At 60.6% G+C, this 21,543-nt stretch carries 22 protein-coding genes, 1 pseudogene and 1 riboswitch; of the genes and pseudogenes, 12 read left to right on the plus strand and 11 right to left on the minus strand.

Going from position 1 to position 21,543, the window contains the following annotated elements; translation table 11 throughout:
- Positions 1 to 19: 19 nt before the first annotated feature.
- The 4 genes from RWK44_RS07055 to RWK44_RS07070 form a co-directional block, all read right to left on the minus strand.
- Positions 20 to 970, minus strand: a complete 951-nt coding sequence (locus RWK44_RS07055; RefSeq protein ID WP_020050231.1) for a sugar-binding transcriptional regulator — start codon at positions 968 to 970, stop codon at positions 20 to 22.
- A gap of 21 nt (positions 971 to 991) precedes the next feature.
- Positions 992 to 2,458: an FGGY-family carbohydrate kinase gene (locus tag RWK44_RS07060; protein ID WP_221943683.1), complete on the minus strand. Its 1,467-nt coding sequence runs from the start codon at positions 2,456 to 2,458 to the stop codon at positions 992 to 994.
- 68 nt (positions 2,459 to 2,526) lie between these two features.
- Positions 2,527 to 3,483, minus strand: coding sequence for a transketolase family protein (locus RWK44_RS07065; RefSeq protein ID WP_221943685.1), 957 nt, complete (start codon positions 3,481 to 3,483; stop codon positions 2,527 to 2,529).
- Positions 3,480 to 4,292 (minus strand): transketolase, encoded by an 813-nt coding sequence (locus RWK44_RS07070; RefSeq protein WP_316028596.1) that lies wholly within the window; start codon positions 4,290 to 4,292, stop codon positions 3,480 to 3,482. The genes RWK44_RS07065 and RWK44_RS07070 overlap by 4 nt, the downstream gene beginning before the upstream one ends.
- A gap of 209 nt (positions 4,293 to 4,501) precedes the next feature.
- Here RWK44_RS07070 and RWK44_RS07075 point away from each other — a divergent pair, with 209 nt between their 5' ends.
- From RWK44_RS07075 to ribB, 7 genes are all read left to right on the plus strand, one after another.
- A complete protein-coding gene (locus RWK44_RS07075) occupies positions 4,502 to 5,482 on the plus strand; it encodes an ABC transporter permease (RefSeq protein WP_168323753.1) in 981 nt (326 codons plus the stop codon).
- A 118-nt stretch (positions 5,483 to 5,600) separates the two neighbouring features.
- Positions 5,601 to 6,530: a sugar ABC transporter substrate-binding protein gene (locus RWK44_RS07080; protein WP_020050236.1), complete on the plus strand. Its 930-nt coding sequence runs from the start codon at positions 5,601 to 5,603 to the stop codon at positions 6,528 to 6,530.
- A gap of 27 nt (positions 6,531 to 6,557) precedes the next feature.
- Positions 6,558 to 8,036 carry a sugar ABC transporter ATP-binding protein gene (locus RWK44_RS07085; protein ID WP_131642396.1) on the plus strand — a complete coding sequence of 493 codons (1,479 nt, stop codon included), beginning with the start codon at positions 6,558 to 6,560 and terminating at the stop codon, positions 8,034 to 8,036.
- 22 nt (positions 8,037 to 8,058) lie between these two features.
- Positions 8,059 to 8,847: an SDR family oxidoreductase gene (locus tag RWK44_RS07090; RefSeq protein ID WP_131664997.1), complete on the plus strand. Its 789-nt coding sequence runs from the start codon at positions 8,059 to 8,061 to the stop codon at positions 8,845 to 8,847.
- Positions 8,848 to 8,875: 28 nt separating this feature from the next.
- Complete coding sequence (locus RWK44_RS07095) at positions 8,876 to 9,016, plus strand: hypothetical protein (protein ID WP_165940254.1); 141 nt, start codon at positions 8,876 to 8,878, stop codon at positions 9,014 to 9,016.
- A 97-nt stretch (positions 9,017 to 9,113) separates the two neighbouring features.
- Positions 9,114 to 9,896, plus strand: coding sequence for a glucose 1-dehydrogenase (locus RWK44_RS07100; RefSeq protein WP_077978351.1), 783 nt, complete (start codon positions 9,114 to 9,116; stop codon positions 9,894 to 9,896).
- Between the two features lie 192 nt (positions 9,897 to 10,088).
- Positions 10,089 to 10,239: riboswitch (FMN riboswitch) on the plus strand.
- Positions 10,240 to 10,365: 126 nt separating this feature from the next.
- Positions 10,366 to 11,001 carry a 3,4-dihydroxy-2-butanone-4-phosphate synthase gene (ribB, locus tag RWK44_RS07105; RefSeq protein ID WP_316028597.1) on the plus strand — a complete coding sequence of 212 codons (636 nt, stop codon included), beginning with the start codon at positions 10,366 to 10,368 and terminating at the stop codon, positions 10,999 to 11,001.
- 86 nt (positions 11,002 to 11,087) lie between these two features.
- Here the strand turns inward: ribB and RWK44_RS07110 are convergent, their stop codons facing one another.
- Entirely contained in the window at positions 11,088 to 11,594 is a 507-nt protein-coding gene (locus tag RWK44_RS07110) for an SDR family oxidoreductase (protein ID WP_316028598.1), read from the minus strand.
- 328 nt (positions 11,595 to 11,922) lie between these two features.
- On the opposite strand from RWK44_RS07110, the gene RWK44_RS07115 reads away from it, so the two are divergent.
- Genes RWK44_RS07115 through mobB form a run of 3 tightly spaced genes read left to right on the plus strand, consistent with a single transcriptional unit; the run spans position 11,923 to position 13,993 of the window.
- A complete protein-coding gene (locus RWK44_RS07115; protein ID WP_316028599.1) occupies positions 11,923 to 12,831 on the plus strand; it encodes a DMT family transporter in 909 nt (302 codons plus the stop codon).
- 26 nt (positions 12,832 to 12,857) lie between these two features.
- Complete coding sequence (gene mobA, locus RWK44_RS07120; RefSeq protein WP_316028600.1) at positions 12,858 to 13,487, plus strand: molybdenum cofactor guanylyltransferase MobA; 630 nt, start codon at positions 12,858 to 12,860, stop codon at positions 13,485 to 13,487.
- The gene (mobB, locus tag RWK44_RS07125) at positions 13,484 to 13,993 is read left to right on the plus strand and encodes a molybdopterin-guanine dinucleotide biosynthesis protein B (RefSeq protein WP_316028601.1); all 510 of its coding nucleotides are present in this window, start codon (positions 13,484 to 13,486) and stop codon (positions 13,991 to 13,993) included. The genes mobA and mobB overlap by 4 nt, the downstream gene beginning before the upstream one ends.
- Here the strand turns inward: mobB and RWK44_RS07130 are convergent.
- The 3 genes from RWK44_RS07130 to RWK44_RS07140 all read right to left on the minus strand — a co-directional run bounded on the left by RWK44_RS07130 (position 13,937) and on the right by RWK44_RS07140 (position 18,589).
- The gene (locus RWK44_RS07130; RefSeq protein ID WP_316028668.1) at positions 13,937 to 16,102 is read right to left on the minus strand and encodes a response regulator; all 2,166 of its coding nucleotides are present in this window, start codon (positions 16,100 to 16,102) and stop codon (positions 13,937 to 13,939) included. The genes mobB and RWK44_RS07130 overlap by 57 nt on opposite strands.
- The gene (locus RWK44_RS07135) at positions 16,077 to 17,588 is read right to left on the minus strand and encodes an ATPase domain-containing protein (protein WP_316028602.1); all 1,512 of its coding nucleotides are present in this window, start codon (positions 17,586 to 17,588) and stop codon (positions 16,077 to 16,079) included. Before RWK44_RS07135 ends, RWK44_RS07130 begins: the two co-directional genes overlap by 26 nt.
- A gap of 107 nt (positions 17,589 to 17,695) precedes the next feature.
- The gene (locus tag RWK44_RS07140; protein WP_316028603.1) at positions 17,696 to 18,589 is read right to left on the minus strand and encodes a LysR family transcriptional regulator; all 894 of its coding nucleotides are present in this window, start codon (positions 18,587 to 18,589) and stop codon (positions 17,696 to 17,698) included.
- A 119-nt stretch (positions 18,590 to 18,708) separates the two neighbouring features.
- On the opposite strand from RWK44_RS07140, the gene RWK44_RS07145 reads away from it, so the two are divergent.
- A complete protein-coding gene (locus tag RWK44_RS07145; RefSeq protein ID WP_316028604.1) occupies positions 18,709 to 19,104 on the plus strand; it encodes a (R)-mandelonitrile lyase in 396 nt (131 codons plus the stop codon).
- 14 nt (positions 19,105 to 19,118) lie between these two features.
- Positions 19,119 to 20,092, plus strand: a pseudogene (locus tag RWK44_RS07150) (aldo/keto reductase).
- 92 nt (positions 20,093 to 20,184) lie between these two features.
- On the opposite strand, the gene maiA reads toward RWK44_RS07150, so the two are convergent.
- The 3 genes from maiA to RWK44_RS07165 all read right to left on the minus strand — a co-directional run bounded on the left by maiA (position 20,185) and on the right by RWK44_RS07165 (position 21,484).
- Positions 20,185 to 20,820 carry a maleylacetoacetate isomerase gene (gene maiA, locus RWK44_RS07155; RefSeq protein WP_316028605.1) on the minus strand — a complete coding sequence of 212 codons (636 nt, stop codon included), beginning with the start codon at positions 20,818 to 20,820 and terminating at the stop codon, positions 20,185 to 20,187.
- A 20-nt stretch (positions 20,821 to 20,840) separates the two neighbouring features.
- A complete protein-coding gene (locus RWK44_RS07160; protein ID WP_316028606.1) occupies positions 20,841 to 21,002 on the minus strand; it encodes a hypothetical protein in 162 nt (53 codons plus the stop codon).
- Positions 21,003 to 21,067: 65 nt separating this feature from the next.
- A complete protein-coding gene (locus tag RWK44_RS07165) occupies positions 21,068 to 21,484 on the minus strand; it encodes an organic hydroperoxide resistance protein (protein ID WP_168266266.1) in 417 nt (138 codons plus the stop codon).
- Between the last annotated feature and the right edge of the window lie 59 nt (positions 21,485 to 21,543).

Below are 21,543 nucleotides of genomic sequence, written 5' to 3' on the forward strand. Positions count from 1 at the left end.
TGGGCAACAGCCTGCCTCGTCAGTTGATCAATCGCTGCGCGGTAAACTTGTCGGTAACAAGCATGTCGATGACCCCCACGCGGAGCGCGCCTGCTATCGCGTCAGTCTTTTTGGATCCGCCGGCAAGAGCAATGACCCGGTCCACTCGTTCGAGATCCTCAAGTGGAAGGCCGATAACCCGGTCGTCCAAGGGCGTCTTGACCGGCTTGCCGTTCTTATCGAAGAAGCGAAGAGAGATATCGCCGACGGCTCCCGCTTCCGCGAGATCAGACAGTTCGCGAGACGAAAAGATGTTGCCGGACCGGGCGAGAAGTTCGGACGGTTCGACTGCTCCGATCCCGACAATCGCAAGCGTTATGCTGCCGAACAGGTCCATCGTCTCGCGGACGAACGGGTCGGCCTGCATAAGAAGCTTTGCCTCTCTGGATGACGTAACACCCTGCACGGGGAGCAGTTTCGGCTCAGCGCCAGTCAGGCGTGCTAGCCGCGTGGTAAGCTGCGTCGCATGCGTCTGCACTGAAGGATCGCCCATGCCTCCAAGGGTCTGGACGACGTATTTCGCCTGAGCGCTCTTCTGAGGATGAATGTTCTCGACCATCTTGAAAATGGTCTGGCTCCAACTCGAAACGCCGATGATCTCCCCCGGCGCAAGCGTCACCTCCAAGAGATGAGCCGCTGCCTCTCCGATACGGGCCATGATCGCTCCGTCCCGATCTTCCGTGCACTCAACGACGATCGCCTCCGGCAGATCGTATTTCTCGCGAAGCGCGCCCTCAAGCTCGCTGTAGGTGCCGGCGGGAGGGATCACGCTGGTTCGCACGATATCTTCAGCCTCGGCACGCTTAAGCATGCGCGACACCGTCGCCTGGGAGAGGCGAAGGTGCTGTGCGATCTCCGCCTGTCGCCGCCCCTCCATATGGTACATCTGGGCGACCCTTGAGATCAGGCGGAGTTCGTTAAGGCGAGTCATCGCTAATCCCAGAGTGAATTTTTATTCACCTTTAGCCTTTGTTTCGCGGGCCGTCGAGCGGACAAGCGCATCATTCCAGGTATCAAGAAGCGCCGCGCGATCCAGGGGTCGAGGCTCGATGATTTGCGAGTTTCGCGGCAACTCCGCGATAATCTGGAGATCGCTCCACAGGCCGAGTGAAAGCCCCGCCAGATAAGCAGCCCCCAAAGCCGACGCCTCGGGTGCTTCGCGTTGGATCACCGGATGTTCGATGAGGTCCGAGACACACTGCATCAGAAAGCGGTTCTGGCTCGGTCCGCCGTCTACGTAGAGCGCGCCAAGCGCGCCGCCGCTCTGTGCCCGCATGGCCGCGATCACGTCATGCACCTGGAAGGCGATGGAGTCGGTGACCGACCGCGCCATTTGCGCACGTGTCGTATTGAAGTTGATCTGGGAGAACAGGGCACGGGCGTCGGAATTCCAATAGGGTGCGCCCAGTCCCACGAATGCTGGCACGAAGCCCGGTCCGCCCGGTTCCGCGCCTGCCGCAAGTTCGACAAGGGCCGCCACGTCCGAAAGGCCGAGAATGCCTGCCATCCAGGGGAGACTGGCGGCGCAAACGAGAATATTGCCTTCGAAAGCGAAAGTCGGCTTTCCCTCGATACGCCATGCGACGGTGGTTGTGACGCCGTTGCGTGGGGGAATGAATTGCGGCAGCGTCGTCATTACCGAAGAGCCGGTTCCGAAGGTCACCTTCCCGTCACCCGGCTTGAATGCTCCATGACCGAACAGGGCTGCGTGGCTGTCTCCGATCGCAGCCATTATCGGAGTGCCATCCGGCACCCCAGGCAATCCTTGCGTTCGGCCGAAATCGGCAGAGCTGTCGAGCACCTCGGGCAGAAGCGCGATATCCACGCTGAAAATCTCGCCAAGCTCCTCGCTCCATCTCTGCTCCCGGAGATCGAACAACTGGCTCCGGGCGGCATTCGACGCGTCGCAAACATGCCGGCGCCCGCCGGTCAGGCAGTGGACGAGCCAACTGTCGACCGTTCCCAGCCGCACCGATCGCCCGGCCGGAATGCGGTCGAGCAGCCATCGGAATTTCGAACCCGGGAACATCGGATCCAATGGCAGGCCTGTGAGCGCCTGCACACGGTCAAGGTGGCCTTCGACAATGAGACGTTCACAATCCTGTGCCGTTCGACGGCACTGCCAGCTTACCACCGGCCCAAGTGCTTCTCCCGTTTCGGCGTCCCAGGCAGTGACTGACTCGCGCTGATTGGAAATGGCCACCGCCTCGACAGCCACGTCGGGGGTGGCCTTCAGGCAGGCGTCGATCGCCTCGCAGACGGATGCGTAGAGCCGGCGTGGGTCTTGTTCGACCCAGCCTAGTTTCGGATAGGCGATGCCGACTGGAGCCGAACCCCTGCCAACAATTTCTCCCTTTTCGGAAACGAGAACTGCCTTTGAATTGGTCGTGCCCTGGTCAATTGCCAGAATTGCCCGCATTCTATCCTCCCCAGATCAGACGGCAGCCGGGACGACAAAAAGCGTCGGGGCTGATCACGTGATCCCAGTTACTTGCGCCTGATCAGCGACTGCGCGGCGTCGGCGATTGCGGACGGCGCCATCCCGAATTCGTCGAGCAGGAACTCTGCCGAACCGGTCGGAGCGTAGACGCCAGGAACTCCGAGACGTTTCATCGGGACTGGAGCATTGTCGACCACCACTTCGGCTACCGCGGAACCGAGCCCGCCAAAGATCGAATGCTCTTCGGCTGTGACGATCGCTCCGGTTTCCTTCGCCGCGGCGATGATAGCCTCCTCGTCGATCGGACGAACCGTTGCGAGGTTGAGCACCCTGGCATTGATGCCGCGGTCTGCGAGGATTTCGGCAGCCTTCAAGATGCGATGAGTCAAAGTGCCATTGGCGATAAGGGTGACGTCGAAACCCTGGCGAAGGAGATTTGCCTTGCCGAGTTCGAACTTGTGACCCTCCGGAAGCAGATCCGGGACACCAACGCGAGACAGACGCAGAAAACAAGGCCCGTTGTAGGCCGCGGCCCACTCAACCGCAGCAGCTGTTTCGATGCGGTCACAAGGCGCGATGACCGGAAGATTGGGCAGAACCCGCGTCCAGGCAAAATCCTCGATCGAGTGATGGGTCGGGCCGAGTTCGCCATACGCCATTCCCGAAGAAATGCCGACCAGCTTGACGTTGGCATTCGAATACGAAATATCGGCCTTGATCTGCTCCAGCGACCGTCCCGTGAGAAACGGGGCAGCGGCGCACACGAACGGAATGCGTCCGCCATTGGCGAGGCCTGCTGCAACCCCCACCATGTTCTGCTCAGCGATGCCGACATTGACGAGGCGCTCTGCAAACTTCGTCTTGAAGCCGCCGAGTTTGGAGGAACCCACAGAGTCGTTGCAGACGGCAACGATCGTTTCGTTTTCGGCTGCCAGCCGCTCAAGCGTAGTGGCGAATGCGTCGCGGCAATCGTAGAGCTTGGGTGCGTTTATTGGCGCGTTCATGACAGTGCCTCCGACAATTCTGCCAATGCGATTTCGTATTGTTCCTTACTTGGCACCTTATGGTGCCAGTCGACCCGGTCCTGCATGAACGATATTCCATGGCCCTTGTTGGTATGCGCAACGATGCAATGAGGTCTTGACCCCCGGTGTTCGAGAGCAGGAACGATTTCGCTCATGTTGTTGCCGTTGATTTCGCTGACTTCCCAATCGAACGCTTCAAGCTTCGGACGAAGCGGGGCGAGATCGTTGGTTTCGGCCAGAGCGGCGCCCTGCTGGAACCTGTTGTGATCGATGACCAAGGTCAAGTTATCGAGCTTGAACTGAGCGGCCGCCATGATCGCTTCCCAGTTTGAGCCCTCCTGCATCTCACCGTCGCCGGTCACGACGTAGGTGTGATATTTGGCGCTCGAGAGCTTGGCCGCTATCGCCATTCCTACCGCGACCGGGAGACCGTGGCCAAGCGGCCCGGTATTCGTTTCGACGCCAGGAACCTTGTTGCAATTTGGATGGCCGTTCAGCCTCGAATGCGGCTGCAAGAAGGTGGAAATCTCATCCTCCGGGATAAAGCCGCGTTTTGCGAGCGTTACATACAGCGCGCATGCCGTATGCCCCTTTGAAAGAACGAACCTGTCGCGGTCGGGATGTCTGGGTTGATCCGGCCAGACATTCAGCACACGAAAATACAGAGCCGTCAAAATGTCGATGACCGACATCTCGCCGCCAATATGGCCGGCGCCCGCTTCAAAGACCGCCTGGAGATCGCGCAATCGGATCTGGCGGGCGATGCGCTCAAGTTCTATAGGGTCCATGGATTCCTCCGTGCATAAATATTCAGTCATCAATATTTTTGCATAACAGGCCGATTAGTCAAGCCCCTTAAGCGGCCCGCGAGAGCACACGCCACGAGAAAGCTTATTGACAGCCGGATAGCAAGTTGTTAATGAATTTTCCAGCAGGCATGAATAATTATTCTACCGTGCACAAATATCGGATACAAGCCTACGCATAGGGAGGAGCAATGGTGGCGCTCGATATCAATGAACACAGGCTGTCGTCCGGAGCCTGGCTGAGCAAGCTCAAGGGAGCTACCGGCCCACTCGTGGGACTGCTCGCACTGTGCGTCTTTCTGAGCCTCAGCACAGACACGTTTCTTTCGGTTCGAAACGGCCTCAACATCCTCGATCAGATCACTGTTCTCGGCATCATGGCCGTCGGAATGACGTTCGTCATCCTGATCGGCGGCATCGATCTTTCCGTCGGCTCGGCACTTGCTCTGGCGATGATGGTCATGGGCTGGACCGCCAACGTCGCCGGTCTACCGTTGCCGGTCGGGATCGCTTTTGCTCTGGTCGCATCGGGCGTTTCGGGCCTGATCGTCGGACTTCTGGTGACGCAGTTCAGGGTTCCAGCCTTTATTGCCACTCTTGCGATGATGTCCGCGGCTCGCGGCGTCGCAAATATGATCACCGACGGCCAACAGATCGTCGGATTCCCCGACTGGTTCATGATGCTAGCGATCGATCGCCATTTCGGCGTGTTGACAGCCACTGTGTTTCTCATGCTTGCGGTTGTTCTTGCCGCGTGGCTCTTCCTGCACTTCCGGTCCGAAGGTCGCATGCTCTACGCGGTGGGAGGAAATCCGGAAGTCGCACGCCTGGCCGGTATCAACGTCCCGCTCGTGACGATAGCCGTCTATGTCGTGAGTGCCGTCCTTGCGGGGCTCGCAGGAATCGTGCTCGCCGCGCGGCTGGATTCCGTCCAGCCGTCCAGTGGTCTGGGTTATGAACTGGACACCATCGCTGCGGTCGTCATCGGCGGGACGTCGCTCTCCGGCGGCGCGGGCGGCATCGGTGGAACGCTGATCGGCGTTCTTATCATCGGTGTGCTTCGCAACGGTCTCAACCTTCTCAACGTCTCGCCGTTCCTGCAGCAGGTGATCATCGGCATCGTCATCGTGCTTGCGGTCGGCGCCGAGACCATTCGTCGGCGTCGCGCCTGACGAGCGGGGTCCGCCGCGTCAGCGGACCAGAAATTCCGCCCCAAGAATTTGGGTCGGATCAATACCCCGAGGGGGAGGACATACCCGAGGGTTTCATCTAACAACGGAGGAAAATACAATGAAAATAGCGCGCACCATGCTCGCGTCTGCTGCACTGCTCGGCCTCACACTCGGCCCCGTACACGCGGCGGAACTGAAGAAGCTCGGCCTGGCCGTTGCCAACCTTCAGGCAAACTTCTTCAACCAGATCAAGCAATCGGTCGAAGCCGAAGCCAAGAAGCGCGGCATCGAAGTCATCACCGTCGACGCTAAGGGCGACGGGCCGACGCAGGTCAACCAGATCCAGGACCTCCTGACCCAGAAAATCGACGCGCTGATCTACATTCCGGCCGGCGCGGCCGCTGCGACCGTTCCGGTCAAACTCGCCAAGAGCGCTGGTATTCCGGTCGTGAACGTTGACCGCAACGCCGAGGGAGCACCCGGCGATACCTTCCTTGCAACGGATTCCGTCGCGTCTGCCAAGGCCGTGTGCGACTACATTCTGAAGGAAGCCGGCGGCAAAGGGAAGATGGTCATCATCCACGGCCAGAAGGGCACGACGCCGGAAGTCGACCGCTCGAAGGGCTGCGCTGAATCTCTCAAGGCATATCCGGACGTCAAGGTTGTCGCCGAACAGTTCTCGAACATCTGGAGCCAGGACGAAGGCTTCCAGATCATGCAGAATATGCTGCAGGCAAATCCTGACGTTTCCATCGTGTTCGCACAGGCCGACGGCCTCGCACTTGGCGCCGCCCAGGCGATCAAGGTCGCCAATCCTTCCCAGAAGATCGTGGTTGGCGGCTTCGATGGCGACACCGCAGCTCTCGAGGCACTCAGCAAGGGCGTCTTCAACGTAACTGCGACCCAGCAGACGCAGAAGATGGGCCGCGATGCGGTCGAAAATGCCGCCAAGCTTGTCGCCGGAGAAAAGGTACCCCCGGTGCAGCTTATGGATGCCACGCTGACAACCAAGGAAAACGTCGCAGGCTTCATCGCCAACCATCCGTAATGAAGTCGAGTCTAGAGGAGGTGTGCCGTGACTGATCCAGTTCTTTCCCTGAGGGGCATATCCAAATGGTATGGGCCGCTCCAGGTTCTGAAGAATGTCAGCTTGGACGTCTATCCGGGCGAGGTAGTTGCACTTCTCGGTGAAAACGGAGCAGGCAAGTCAACGCTATCGGGCATCATCGCCGGGTCCCGCACACCATCCGAAGGATCAATGACGTGGCTGGGGCAGCCTTATGCCCCGGCCACACCAAGGGAAGCGATCGACAAGGGCGTTGTCCTGATCCACCAAGAGCTGCAGCTTCTGCCGCAGCTGTCGATCGCGGAAAACGTCTTCATCGGACGTTGGCCGATGAAGAACGGCGTCGTCGACCGCGCTCAGATGGTTCGCCGGGCCCAGGACCAGCTCGCTCGCTTGAACCTTCACATCCCCGCAACGCGGACGGTCGCCGGCCTTTCCACGGCAAATCAGCAACTTATCGAGATCGCCAAGGCGCTGGCTCTCAACGCAAAGCTCCTGATTCTCGATGAGCCGACAGCCGCCCTTGGCGGTGCGGAGACGGAAGCTCTTTTCGAACAGGTTCGGAAGCTTCGCTCACAAGGTGTCGGCATCGTCTACATTTCCCACCGCATGGAAGAGATCAAGCGAATAACCGACCGGATCGTCGTTCTTCGCGATGGCGAGCGCGTGCAGGAATTCTCAGACAGCGCGACCCCGGTGCGAACGATTGTCGAGAGCATGGTCGGGCGCCCGCTTGACCGCTTGTTCCCTACCCTGCCGGTTCCGACAGATCGTCCCGTACTCCAGGTGTCCGGGCTGAGCTCGCCGGACAACTCGTTCCGTGACGTTACCTTCGAGGTCCGGGCCGGGGAAATTCTGGGGATCGCCGGATTGGTCGGCGCCGGCCGCACCGAACTGGTGCGTGCGATTTCGGGAGCAGACCCAATCAGTGCTGGTTCGATCAAGCTGGAAGGCGAGGAACTCAGGCTGCGCGATCCGGCGGACGCAATCGCCAAGGGTATCGTGATGGTTCCGGAAGACCGCAAGGAGCAAGGCCTGATCGTCGGGCACCGGATCAGCGAGAACATTATCTATGCCAATCTTGACAAACTCGGCGGCGGTTGGATCACGCCGCGCGTCAAGCGCTCCTTTGCAGAAAAAGCAGTTGCCAAGTTCGGGGTAAAGGGCCGTGCTGAACAGCACGCCTCGGACCTATCCGGCGGCAACCAGCAGAAGGTCGTGATCGCGAAGTGGCTCATGCGCGATCCCAAGGTCGTCGTGCTCGACGAGCCTACGAGAGGCATCGACGTCGGCGCCAGAGCGGGCATCTACGACATCATCGTCAATCTTGCCAAACAGGGCGTCGCGGTCATCGTCGTAAGCTCGGACCTCGAAGAAGTTCTCGGAGTCTCCAATCGCATTCTCGTGCTTGCGCAAGGCAAGCAGGCGGGGATTCTCAATCGTGACCAGGCAAATGACGTTTCGGTCATGGAGCTAGCTACCATCTAAACAGACAGAGAAAGGAAGAGCGGTGTCCGACATCACTCTGAACGCCCCGAAGCTTTTCGATCTCAGCGGCCAGGTTGCCATCGTTACCGGAGCCGGCAGCGGTATTGGTCAGCGCATTGCCATCGGCCTTACGCAATGCGGCGCCGACGTGGCGCTGCTCGACCGCCGAACCGACGACGGACTGGCCAAGACGGCTGAACATATTCGCGCCGCCGGCCGCCGCTCGATCCAGATCGCGGCGGATGTCACGAGCAAGTCTTCCCTTGGAGAGGCAATAGCACGTACTGAGGCAGACCTCGGCCCATTGACACTTGCAGTCAACGCGGCGGGCATCGCGAACGCGAACGCAGCGGAAGAAATGGAGGAGGACCAATATCAGACGTTGATGGATATCAACCTCAAAGGCGTCTTTCTTTCCTGCCAGGCAGAGGCTCGCGCCATGCTGAAAAATGGGCGCGGCTCCATCGTCAATATCGCCTCCATGTCCGGCGTGATCGTGAACCGGGGGCTGAGCCAAGCGCACTATAACGCCTCCAAGGCGGGCGTGATCCATATGTCGAAGTCTATGGCGATGGAATGGGTCGACCGCGGCATTCGCGTCAACACCATCTCCCCCGGATACACGGCAACGCCCATGAACACCCGTCCGGAGATGGTCCACCAGACCAAGCTCTTCGAAGAGCAGACGCCGATGCAGCGCATGGCAGCGGTGGACGAGATGGTAGGTCCGGCGGTGTTCCTGCTGTCGAATGCAGCGAGTTTCGTGACCGGCGTCGATCTTCTCGTTGACGGCGGTTTCTGCTGCTGGTGATGGGAAAGCTCATTGCCGCCGCGGGAAAGTGACCGATCTCGCTTCCTCCCTGGCTGAGATCGAGGCGCTGAAGGGAATAACGGGCACGACGGCGTGCGATATCGTCGTCTGCCCGCCCTTCGCGCTGATTGAACGGACGGAGAGCTCAGGCGTCGTCATCAGCGCTTAGGACTGCCTGAATTCACGACAACCAGTTGAGCTCCCAATGATGATCGCATGGTAGTTCGCATCCAGATTTGCTGTTTATCGATGGACAAGGAAAGAGCATGAAACGCTTTGAGCAGAAGACCGTCGTCATTACCGGGGGTAGCCGCGGCATCGGAGCGGCGATCGCCAAACGCTTTGCGAAAGAAGGCGCCAATCTCGTCGTCTCGGCCAACGAGGAGCTGGTTCACGGCGTTGCCGAACAGATCCGGGCCGAAGGCGGCAAGGCGATCTCCTTCATCGGCGACGTCACCGACAAGGCGAGCGTCACCGCCCTCTATGATGCCGCCGAGAAGGAATTCGGCTCGGTCGACGTCTCGATCCAGAACGCCGGCGTCATCACCATTGCCCGCGTCGAGGACCTGACCGAAAACGAGTGGGACAAGGTCATGGCCGTCAACACCAAGGGCGTCTTCCTCTGCGCCCAGGAGGCGATATCAAGAATGCGCAAGCACAAGCGCGGCGGCCGCATCATCAACACCGCTTCCGGCCAGGCCCGTGACGGCTTTATCTACACGCCGCATTATGCCGCCTCGAAAATGGGCGTCGTCGGCATCACCCAGAGCCTGGCCAAGGAAGTCGCGACTGAGAAGATCACCGTCAACGCCTTCTGCCCCGGCATCATCGAGACCGACATGTGGGCCTATAACGACCAGGCCTGGGGCAAGCTGCTCGGCAACTACGCCCCCGGCGAGTTGATGAAGGAATGGGTCGAGGGCATCCCGATGAAACGGGCCGGCTCCGGCGAAGACGTCGCCGGCCTGGTGACCTTCCTCGCCAGCGAGGATGCCGCCTATATCACCGGCCAGACGATCAATGTCGACGGCGGCCTGATCATGTCCTGATACATTTCGCCCAAAAGTGTGCAGCGGCTTTGAGACAACGACCTGAAACAAACATCAAACCACCAACGAAGCGCGGAAGGCGACACGGTCGTCGCCTCCGTGTGAACAGTGTGTCCATCGGCGTTAGGGCAGCTTTGCATTTTTGCCCGGTCGTGTGACCTTGCCATCCGCCTGTTTTTGATCCTATCTTTGAAATGTTCTCAGGGCGGGGTGTAATTCCCCACCGGCGGTATCAGGAGCAATCCTGGAGCCCGCGAGCGCTTCCGGCACCTCCTGTCGGAAGGTCAGCAGATCCGGTGAGATGCCGGAGCCGACGGTATAGTCCGGATGGAAGAGGACAACACGGGCAGTCGCACTCCCTCCCGGAGTCGGCCGACGTTTGTTCGCCCAAGGGCAGAAGGCTCGCTCACGGATTGAGCCGAGCAGACCATGTCAGTCCGCTGACATAACCCTTGAAAGGCCAGACAGCATGACTATCGCAACAATTGAAGATGCCATATCAGCCATTGCCAGCGGCAAGATGGTCGTCGTCGTCGATGACCAGAACCGGGAAAACGAAGGCGATATCGTGGTCGCGGCCGATGCCGTCACCCCGGAAACAATCGCCTTCATGATGACCCACGCCCGTGGCCTCGTCTGCATCGCCATGGAAGGCGAGCGCCTCGATGCGCTCGATATTCCGCTGATGGTGCCCAACAATACGGAATCGCACAAAACCGCCTTCACGGTCTCGGTCGATTATCTCAAGGGCACGACGACGGGCATCTCTGCGGCGGACCGCGCCGCGACCATCAGCGCCCTCGTCGACGATCGCACAAAGCCTGACGAATTCGCCCGCCCCGGCCACATCTTTCCGCTGCGCGCCAACCCCCGCGGCGTGCTCGGTCGCCCCGGCCACACCGAAGCCGCCGTCGATCTCGCCCGCCTCGCCGGAAGGACCCCGGCCGGCGTCATCTGCGAATTCGCCAATGACGACGGAACCATGTCGCGCCTGCCCGAACTCACCCTTTTTGCCAAACGCCACAACCTCCTCCTCGTCACCATCGAGGATCTGGTCGCCTATCTCGAACGCCAGGCGGCAAAAGACGTACGCGAGGTCGCCTGATCGATGCCTTTGTTGCGGCGGCATAGCCCGCCGCAACAAAGAACATCCCGCAGTGATGACCCTGACGGCACCTTCGCTTGTCCGCCTTAAGTCCGGCTGATCGAAACGCCGCCGTCAGCCAGCATCGCCGCGCCGGTCACGAAGCTCGACATGTCGGAGGCGAGGAAAAGCGCCGCATTGGCGATCTCTTCGGGTTGCGCCATGCGTTTCAGCGCATGCAATCCCTCGACGAAGGCGAGCACCTCCGGCGTGGCATCAGGCGCGTTGGTAATGCTGGCGGGTGTGTCGGTGCCGCCGGGAAGCAGTGCGTTGACGCGGATCTTCTGAGCTCCGAGTTCAGCGGCGAGCACCTGCACGAAACCGATCAACCCCGCCTTGCTCGCCGCATAGGCCGCCATGCTGACATCGCCTGATATGGCGACGGCCTGTCCGCCCTCCGCCTCGATTTCTGCGATGACGGCATCGAGCGCGTCCTGTCGCCGGCCGGTGACCACGAGCTTGGCGCCTTGCCGCGCAAAGAGTTTCGCCGCCGCGCGGCCGATGCCGGAGCTTGCGCCGGTGATGATGGCGATCTTGTCGTTCAGAAGTGTCATATCGGTTTCTCCTTCGTTGTTGCGAGATCTGAGATGCTCAAACATCAGGCGGTGCAGCCACCCGTTTCCCGCGCAGGAAGAGAAAAACGCCTATGGACGAACCGGCAGCGCGACGGCGCGTCCCCATCGGCGCCTTGATTGCGGCGTCGGAAGTATTGGGATTCACGTTATAAAACGGTGATTTGCGGCGATCTCCACTCACACGCCTGCGTTGATGTCAGCGTTACTGTGCATCGCATCATCGATTTATGCTTTGTGTGACATTCATCCGATTCCCTTGATGCATCTTCGCGACTAAAAGGAGCGCACAGGTAACGGGAATCTCTTCATGCCGCGGTCACGCAATACTGAGGGCGCCATCTATATGAGCTTGGCGATGGCCGGCTTTTCCGCAAGCGACGCCCTGTCCAAATCGGTGATCGCCTATATGAACGCCGGCGAAATCATGTTCTTGCGCGGCCTCTTCACCAGCCTGCTCGTCTATCTGATTGCCTGGAGAATGGGCGCGCTGCGTTCCTGGCGCATCGTGCTGGAGCCGATGATCATCTTCAGGATCATCTGCGAGGCGCTCGCCGCCGTCACCTATATCACCGCGCTCGGCATGATGCCGATCGCCAATGCCTCGGCGATCCTGCAGTCGCTGCCGTTGGTCGTCACCTTCGGTGCGGCGCTCTTCTTTGGCGAGCCGGTTGGTTGGCGGCGCTGGTCGGCGATCCTCGTCGGCCTCGTCGGCGTGATGATCATCATCCGCCCCGGCCCTGAGGGATTCACCGCCGCCGCCCTCCTCTGCGTTGCCGCGGTGCTGACGACGGCTGGCCGCGATCTCGCCACCCGGAGCATCAGTCCCGAGATTCCCTCGCTGATGATAACCGTCATCACCGCCATATCAGCCTCCTTCTTCGGCGCGCTGCTTATTCCGGTGCTCGGCGGCTGGCAACCGGTCAGCGCCGCAGCGCTTGGGCATCTCGCGCTCGCTTCGGTACTGGTGCTCGTCGGCTACCAGTCGGTCATCCTCGCCATGCGCACCGGCGAAATTTCTTTCGTCGCGCCGTTCCGCTATACCAGCCTGATCTTCTCCTCTCTGCTCGGCTTCCTCTTCTTCGCCGAAGTGCCTGACAGCTGGACGCTCGTCGGGGCTGCGATCGTCATCGCCTCCGGCCTCTATACGTTCTATCGTGAGGCCAAGCGCCGTGTGTCGCCGATCGCGCAGAAATCTGCGCCGCGCGCGCCCGTCTGAAGCAAGATGATGGCTGAGGAAGGATAATGGCTGAATTCTCGTTGGATAAATCTCATATAGCGGGCGTCGTGCTGGCCGGCGGACGTTCGCAGCGCATGGGCCGCGACAAGGCGGGCGTAATGCTCGGGGCCGAGAACCTGCTCCACCATGTGCTGACCCGCCTCTCGCAACAGGCCTTGCTCGTTGCCGTCAATGCCGAAACCGCCCCCGAGGAAGTGCCTGTCGTTCCCGACCGTTTTCCCGGCAAGGCCGGACCAATGGCCGGCATCCATGCGGCTATGGTTTATGCCGCCGGCCTTCCCTCAATCACCCACGTCGTCACGGTCTCGGTGGATTGCCCGTTCTTCCCGGCCGATCTCGTCGCCCGGCTGGCGGCGGCGATCGAGCACTCGTCGCAGATCGCCATTGCCACCTCCGAGGGCCGCAGCCATCCGGTCTTCGGGCTCTGGCCAGTGACGCTGGCCGCCGATCTCGAAGCCTGGATCGCCGCCGACGAGAAGCGCCGCGTACGCGACTTCCTGTCAAGGCATGACGTTACGGAAGTGGCGTTCCCGCTGCATCCGACCCGCGCCAGCCTGCTCGATCCCTTCTTCAACATCAACACGCCTGATGATCTCGTCGAGGCGGAACGCTGGCTGGAGGCCCTCCGCGCATGACCGCACCGAAAATCTTCGGCATCGCCGGCTGGAAGAACTCAGGCAAGACGGGGCTCGCCGTCCGACTGGTGACGGAGTTCACCCGCCGCGGCTATAGGATCTCGACGATCAAGCATGCCCATCATGATTTCGACATCGACAAGGTCGGGGCCGACAGCTACCGCCACCGCCAGGCCGGCGCCCACGAGGTTACCATCGTCTCTGGCACCCGCTACGCCATCATGCACGAGCTGCGCGGTGCGCCGGAACCTGAGTTCGAGGAGATCCTCGCCCGCCTCGCCCCCTGCGACCTCGTGCTGATCGAAGGTTACAAGCGCGAGCCGATCCCGAAGATCGAGGCCCGCCGCCTGGAAGCTGCAAATCGTGAACCATTGGCGCCGAGCGATCCCCATATCTGCGCTATCGCCGCCGATCATGCCGTCACGGATACGGCCCTGCCGGTCTTCGATCTAGACGACACAGGCGCCATCGCCGATTTCATCGCTGACATCGTCGGCCTTGAATAGCCGAGGCTTTGAACCACCTGCGTCGCCGCCGGATCTAAGAAGCGGAGCCGTTTCGCTTGCCATTGCTTTGGCGATTTCCTTGGCGAGTTGAGCCTGATCATAGGGTTTTGCCAATCTCGGAAGATCGATATCGGTCCCGGCAGGAAGATCGGCGTAACCTGTCGCCAGCACGATCGGCAATGCCGGATAAATATCCCGCGCGGCCTGGGCAAGCTGTGCGCCAGTCATACCGGGCATTGAATAGTCGGTGATGACAAGGTCGAAATGCTGACCGCTACTGATCAGTTCCAGCGCCTGCGAGCCGGAGTTTGCTTCGACGACCTCGTGGCCGAGATCTTCAAGCATGTCGACCGAACTCATGGCGATCAAGGCGTCGTCATCGACCAGGAGGATCTTCAGTTTGGATGCGGCTTGCTCAACAACCACCTCCGACTCGGCCGGCACCTCGGTTCGCCAGGCCGTCGCCGGAAGCCACAATTCCGCGGTCGTCCCCACCCCAAGCTCGCTTGTCAGACGAAGTGCGCCATTGAGCTGAACGGCAAGTCCATGGATCATCGACAAGCCTAGGCCCGTGCCCTTTCCGAGTTCCTTGGTCGAGAAAAACGGATCGACTGCCTTCTTCAGGGTCTCCGCGTCCATGCCGGTGCCGCAGTCGGCCACCGCCAAGACAAGATAAGGCCCTTCGCCGAGACCACCCTTATCGCCGGCAACATTTTCCTCGCGTAGCGAGATGGACAGCGCCCCTCCGTCCGGCATAGCATCGCGGGCATTGACTGCAAGGTTGAGCAGCGCCAATTCGAGCTGGTTCGCATCAACCAGGGCCGGCGGCAGGCTTGTCGGCAGATTGGTTTCGATGCTGATCGAGGATCCGACCGAGCGCCGCAGCAGGTCGTTCATGCCGGAGACCAGCTCGGCCAGATCGACGGGCTTGACCTGCAGATCCTGCTGCCTGGCAAAAGCCAGCAGACGTTGCGTCAGAGCCGCTCCGCGCCTCGCACCCTGAACTGCCCCCTCAACCAGACGCGTCGCCTTGGCATCTCCGGCAACGTGCTTGCCGAGCAATTCCAGATTTCCAAGAACGACCATCAGCAAGTTGTTGAAATCGTGGGCGACGCCGCCGGTCAACTGACCGATTGCCTCCATCTTCTGCGATTGACGTAGCTGCTCCTCGGCTTTTTCACGCTGGGCGACTTCTTCGAGCAGCGTCTGGTGAGCGGCGTTGACCTCCCTCGTCCGTTCCCGCACACGCTCTTCGAGGTTTTCATTGAGGCGTCTCAGATTTTCCTCGATGGTCTTGCGGGCGGTGGTATCGGAACAGACCCCGACGAGTTTCCTGGCGGAACCATATCTGTCGGAATAAAGCTGCGCATGGACCTCCGTCCAATGGAGTGAACCATCCGGCCAGATTGTCCTGTGCTCGATCGAATAGTCGCGTCCGGTATCGATCGTCTCGCGCAGGCGTGCCAGCACAAGATCCCGGTCGTCGGGATGGATGCTTGCGATCAGATCGTCGCGTGTGACATCATCGTCCGGCTTTCGGCCGAAGACTGCCTTGCAGGTGGCCGAGGCAGACAGGGCCATCGAGGATAGCTCCAGCTCCCACGCCCCAAGACGACCGGCTGCAAGCGCCGTCTGCAACCGTCGCTCGCCCTCGCCCAAAGCCTCGAGCTGAGCTTGAGCCTCATATTGGCGCAGGCGCCCTTTTAACGCGGTCCGCGCAATACTGATGAAGGAGGTCGCATGGAACGGCCTTTCCAGGAAAGTGACGTTGCCCAGAACCTCGGAAAGCCTGGCAGCGGCCGGATTTCGTTCAGGCCCGCCGCCGCGCGTGGTGAGCACGATGAACGGTAGATCGGACCAGCTTGGCTGGGCGGAGACCCAGGCAGCAATCGGCTTCAAATCGCTCCAGCGAACGGCCTCTTCGGTCAGCACGCCAAGCGCGATCTCATCGTTCAGTAAAGAGGCAAAGACATTCAGGTCGGCAGCCGCAATCGATGATAGGCCGGCTTCGTCGATTAGCGATACCGCCACCTGGGCATCGCGTCCGGCGGGAGTATAGATCAATGCTTTCGGCTTTACGGAGTTAGGAATTGCCGCGATCCCCGCCATCAGTCGACAGGAGCGGCTCTGCGCTAGTGACAAATTCGGGAACGCCGCGAAGCACACCTTGGAACCCGACCAGAGGATCCCCGAACGTCAGCCCCGAACTGTCGATACGGTACTCTCGGATTGTATCCTCATGCAGCCCAGTTCTTTTCTTGATCACGGAGACCGCTCGCCGCACCCTCCCCGCAGCCTCGAAGTAACGCAGCAGTATGACTGTGTCCGCAAGATAGGTCACGTCGACAGGCGCCTTCATGTCGCCGACAAGCCCATGTTGTGCAACGGTAAGGAAGGTATTGGCGCCTTGCCTGTTCAAATATTGAAGCAACTCATGCATGTGAAGGATCAGCGAATTTTCATCCGGCATGGATGCTTGATAGCCATTGATGCTATCGATGATGACGGTCTTGGCGTTCGACTTGTCCACGCACTGGCGCACGCGATGCGCGAATTCACCTGGTGACAGTTCAGCGGCGTCGAGCTGTTCGATGTGAATTAGACCACTGCTCCTTAGCGTCTCGAGATCTATTCCGAGCGCCTTGAGCCGCGTAAAGAGCAGGCCAAGCTCTTCGTCGAAGATGAAGGCCGCCGCTCTCTCGCCACGCGCAACCGCCGCGACCAGGAATTGAAATGAGAAAGTACTCTTACCGGTACCGGATGGACCGAGGATAAGCGTACTGGAACCTCTCTCCAACCCTCCGCCTAATAGGAGGTCCAGTTCCGGAATATTTGAGGATAACTCGTCGCGGACATAACTCGACCGATGTTCGGCGGCGACGAGACGTGGAAAAACAACGACACCGCCGGTTTGAATGGTGAAATCGTGGAAACCGCCGCGGAAGGCTTGCCCACGGTATTTCGTGATCCTGAGCCGCCGGCGCTCAGCGCCGTAGCTCGGCGCCATCTCCTCAAGATGGATAACCCCGTGCACGACGCTATGCACCGTTTTATCAAGCACGTCGGACGTCAGATCATCGAGCAAGAGGACTGTCGCCCCCTGCCGGGCAAAGTAATGTTTGAGCGCAAGAATCTGGCGGCGGTAGCGCAGCGAGCTTTGAGCTAGAAGCCTTATCTCCGACAGGCTGTCGAGTACCACGCGACTTGGCTTAATCCGCTCGAAAGCGGCAAAGATCTCCTTTGTCGTCTCTCCGAGTTCCAGATCTGATGAATAAAGCAGGCTCTGCTGCTGGTCGGCATCCAGCAGGCTTTCCGGAGGTACGACCTCGAACACCTCGATATTACCGTCGATCACCATGCCGTGCGATGCGGCACCGGCACGGAGTTCACTCTCGGTTTCCGAAAGGGTGATGTAGAGCCCCTGCTCGCCGAGCCGCGCACCCTCGATCAGGAACTGCAGCGCAATCGTTGTTTTGCCCGCCCCCGGATTTCCCTCCAGGAGAAACACGTGCCCCGGCGAAAGGCCCCCTGCCAGAATTGTGTCCAAACCGGACACTCCGGTCCGCGCTTTCATGGCAGGCACAGCAGTATTCATTCATTGTTTCCTTCAGTTTATACTGTGAATTAGTGGCGGTCGAAGGAATGTCAAATGGTCAAGCGCGTATGATCCCGACGTGCTGATCCGAGGCTGGGGTCGGCGATCTAACTCCGATAGCGAAGCGCATCGACGACGAGGGCGAATGCCGGCGACGTATGCCGGCGGCTCGGATAGTAGAGATGGTAGCCGGAAAATGGTGGGCACCAATCTTCGAGGACTCGCACCAGCCGCCCGTCGGCAAGATGTGCCTCGACCAAGTCCTCCGGCATATAGGCCAGCCCAAGACCAGCCAGCACTGCGTTCAGCCGCAGGGCTATATTGTTGAAGACCAACTGTCCTTCGACCCGAACCCTGAGCTCGCGCCCGCCCTTCTCGAACTCCCATGCATAAACGCTGCCATAGGTCGGCAGGCGCAGATTGATGCAATTGTGATCCGTAAGGTCCTGCGGCGTCAGCGGCTTCGGCCTGGTGTCGAAATAGGCGGGAGCGCCGACCACGGCCATGCGCATGTCGGGGCCGATGCGCACTGCGATCATGTCCTTCGCCACCTGTTCTCCAAGCCGCACCCCCGCATCGTAACGCTCGGCGACGATGTCAGTCAGACCGTAGTCGACGATGATCTCGACATTGATATCGGGATAATCGGGCAGAAGCTTTTCCAAGGCGGGCCAAAGGACGGCATCGGCCGCATGCTCGCCGGCATTGATGCGAATGGTGCCTGCCGGCTTCTCCCGCAACGCGCTCAAGGCAGCCAGCTCGCTCTCGATCTCGTCGAGCCGCGGTCCGATGGAGACGAGCAGGCGTTCGCCGGCCTCTGTCGGCGCGACGCTGCGGGTCGTGCGTGTCAGCAATCGCAGTCCAAGCCGCTCCTCGAGCCCGCGGATGGTGTGGCTGAGCGCCGATTGCGACACACCCAGCTTGCCCGCCGCCTTGGTGAAGCTTTGAGCGCGCGCGACGGCTAGGAAGGCGATGAGGTCATTGACGACAGGGCGCGGCATTGATGAAATTTCCTCATGGGTTCTTGTCGTTTATACCATCTAATCGCGAGCAAACACACGCGCTAATACCTTGCTACTCGAGTGGACATGTCCACCCCGACATCGAAAGGAAGGCAAAGATGGAGATCAAACGAAGCGGTTCGCAGCCCTCGGCCAAAGGACCGGCCGATTGGTTTACCGGCAGCGTGCGTGTCGACCCGCTGTTTGCCGTGACCAGCCCCGCACGAGCGGCGGGCGCCAGCGTCACCTTCGAGCCCGGCGCCCGCACCGCCTGGCACACTCATCCGCTCGGCCAGACGCTGATCGTCACATCGGGCTTCGGTCGCGTGCAGCGCGAAGGCGGTCCCGTCGAGGAGATCCGCGCCGGCGACGTCGTCTCGTTCGCACCGGCTGAACGCCATTGGCACGGTGCATCGCCGACGACGGCGATGACCCATATCGCCATCCAGGAACAGCTCGACGGCAAGGTCGTCGACTGGATGGAGCATGTCACCGACACGCAATACCAAGGTTAGAAAAGGAAACGTCTATGCAGAAGCGTGAACTTGGAAAGAGCGGACTTCAAGTCTCGGCCATCGGTCTCGGCTGCATGGGGCTGAGTTACGGTTATGGCCCGGCGACAGATATTCAGGAAGCGACCGCACTGATCCGGCGGGCATTTGAACGCGGCGTGACCTTCTTCGACACGGCCGAGGCCTACGGCCCCTATAAGAACGAAGAGCTTCTGGGAGAGGCCCTCGCCCCGTTCCGCAAGGAGGTGGTGATCGCCACGAAATCCGGCTTCAATTTCGATGCCAATGGCGGCCAGAGCGGCCGCAGATCCGCGCGGTGGCCGACCAGGCGCTGAAGCGTTTGAAGACCGATGTCATCGATCTCTTCTACCAGCATCGTGTCGACCCCGATGTTCCGATCGAGGATGTCGCCGGCACGGTCAAGGCGCTGATCGCGGAAGGCAAAGTCAGGCACTTCGGCCTCTCGGAGGCGGGCGCCCAGACGATCCGCCGCGCCCATGCCGTCCAGCCGGTGGCGGCGTTGCAGAGCGAATATTCGCTGTGGTGGCGCGAACCAGAGCAGGAAATCCTGCCGACGCTTGAAGAACTCGGCATCGGATTTGTGCCCTTCAGCCCGCTCGGCAAGGGCTTCCTCACTGGCGCGATCAGCGAAACGACCACCTTCGACAGCAAGGATTTCCGGAACGTCGTGCCGCGCTTTTCTCAGGAGGCGCGAAAGGCCGACCAGGTGCTCGTCGATCGTCTCGGAGAAATCGCCGCCCGCAAGAAGGCAACCTCCGCGCAAGTGGCTCTCGCATGGCTGCTGGCGCAGAAGCCCTGGATCGTGCCGATCCCCGGTACCACCAAGCTGCACCGCCTCGAGGAAAACATCCAGTCCGCCGAGGTCGAACTGACGGCTGAAGATCTCCGTAGCATCGAAAGCGCGCTCGCCACGATCAAGGTGGCAGGCGATCGTTATCCCCCACATCTGCAGGCAAGGGTCGATCGCTAAAAGCGGCCGAAAGACCGTCAGGGCGATCTCTCATCCGAACACGAGAAGCGAAGCGGTCACAACCACCTGCGGCCGCTTCTTCATCGATTGCATCATCGTCTCGGTGTCGGCGCATTATCCCGGAAAGCCGGTATCGCCTCCAGCCTGGCGACAATCTCGGCGATATTGGGCCATCGGGCGAGATCGAAGCCGAGGCGCCTCGCGCTGATCGCCTGCGGGAAGAGGAAGATGTCGGCAATGCTCGGCTGATCCCCGATGGCGAAGGTCCCCCGCCTGCGGCCGGCGATCATCGTCTCGACCGCGGCCATTCCCTCGCCGACCCAATGACGATCCCAGGCGGTGATGGCATCGGCATCAGCCTGGAACGTGGCGCGAAGATGCAGACCGATCCGCGGCGGCAGCAGCGCGTGGATCTCGGCTGCGATCGCAAGCGCGATCGACCGCGCCTGCGCCCGGCCTTCCGCGGTGTCAGGCAATAGCGGCGGTTCAGGCTTTATCTCATCGAGATATTCGACGATCGCCAGCGATTGGGTGAGGAGGACGCCGCTATCCGTCAGCAAGGCGGGCACGAGCCCCTGCGGATTGACGCTGCGATATCCGGCTTGCCGGCTCTCAGCATTTTCGCCGAGGATGGTCACCGGCAGCGCTTCGGCCGTCAGTCCTTTCAGGGCGAGTGCGATGCGGACTCGAGATGTCGCCGAGGAAATTTCGTTCTGATAGAGTTTCACTATCTTTCTCCCTGGTGAGTCTAAAAGAGCAGCTGGAGCGGCGGTTGCTCCCGTAAGGATAAAGCTGCGGATGCCGCCGTCACGAGGCCGGCAAGCGGCGACGGCTCCTGTGAGCTTACATCGTAGATGCAGCGCGCTGCAAAAATCGCCGCACCCAGAAAGCAGATGATCATCAGTCTCATTGGATCCTCCATCGACGAGGCCCGACCGGCCTCGCCATGTTTCTTTTGGCGATCGATCCCATCCGTCAGGCAATGCTCAATTCGACATTGATATTGCCGCGGGTTGCTTTCGAATAGGGGCAGGTCCGGTGCGCTTCATCCACAAGCGCCCTTGCCAGATCCGCTTCGATGCCCGGCAGGCTGACCTTGAGGCGAGCCTGCAGGAAATAGTCGCCGCCGGTCGCCCCAAGATCGACCTCGGCGTTGACGGCGGCATCTGCAGGAAGCTTGACCTTCAGCTTGCCGGCAGCAATGCCGATCGCGCCGACGAAGCAGGCAGACCAGCCGGCGGCGAAAAGCTGTTCGGGATTGGTCCCGGCGCGGTTGCTGCCCGGAGGCGAAAGCTTGATATCCAGATGCCCGTCGTCGCTGTGCGATGCGCCGTCGCGCCCGCCCGTCGTGTGGGTCCTGCCGGTATAGAGAACCTTGTCGATCTTCGTCATGGAACACTCCTTGTGTTGCGTCGCTGCATGCGACTGGCCGCGGCGCGGCCGGGTTGACG

This window comes from Rhizobium sp. 25PS6, assembly GCF_032464655.1.
GTDB classification, from domain to species: Bacteria; Pseudomonadota; Alphaproteobacteria; order Rhizobiales; family Rhizobiaceae; genus Rhizobium; species Rhizobium laguerreae.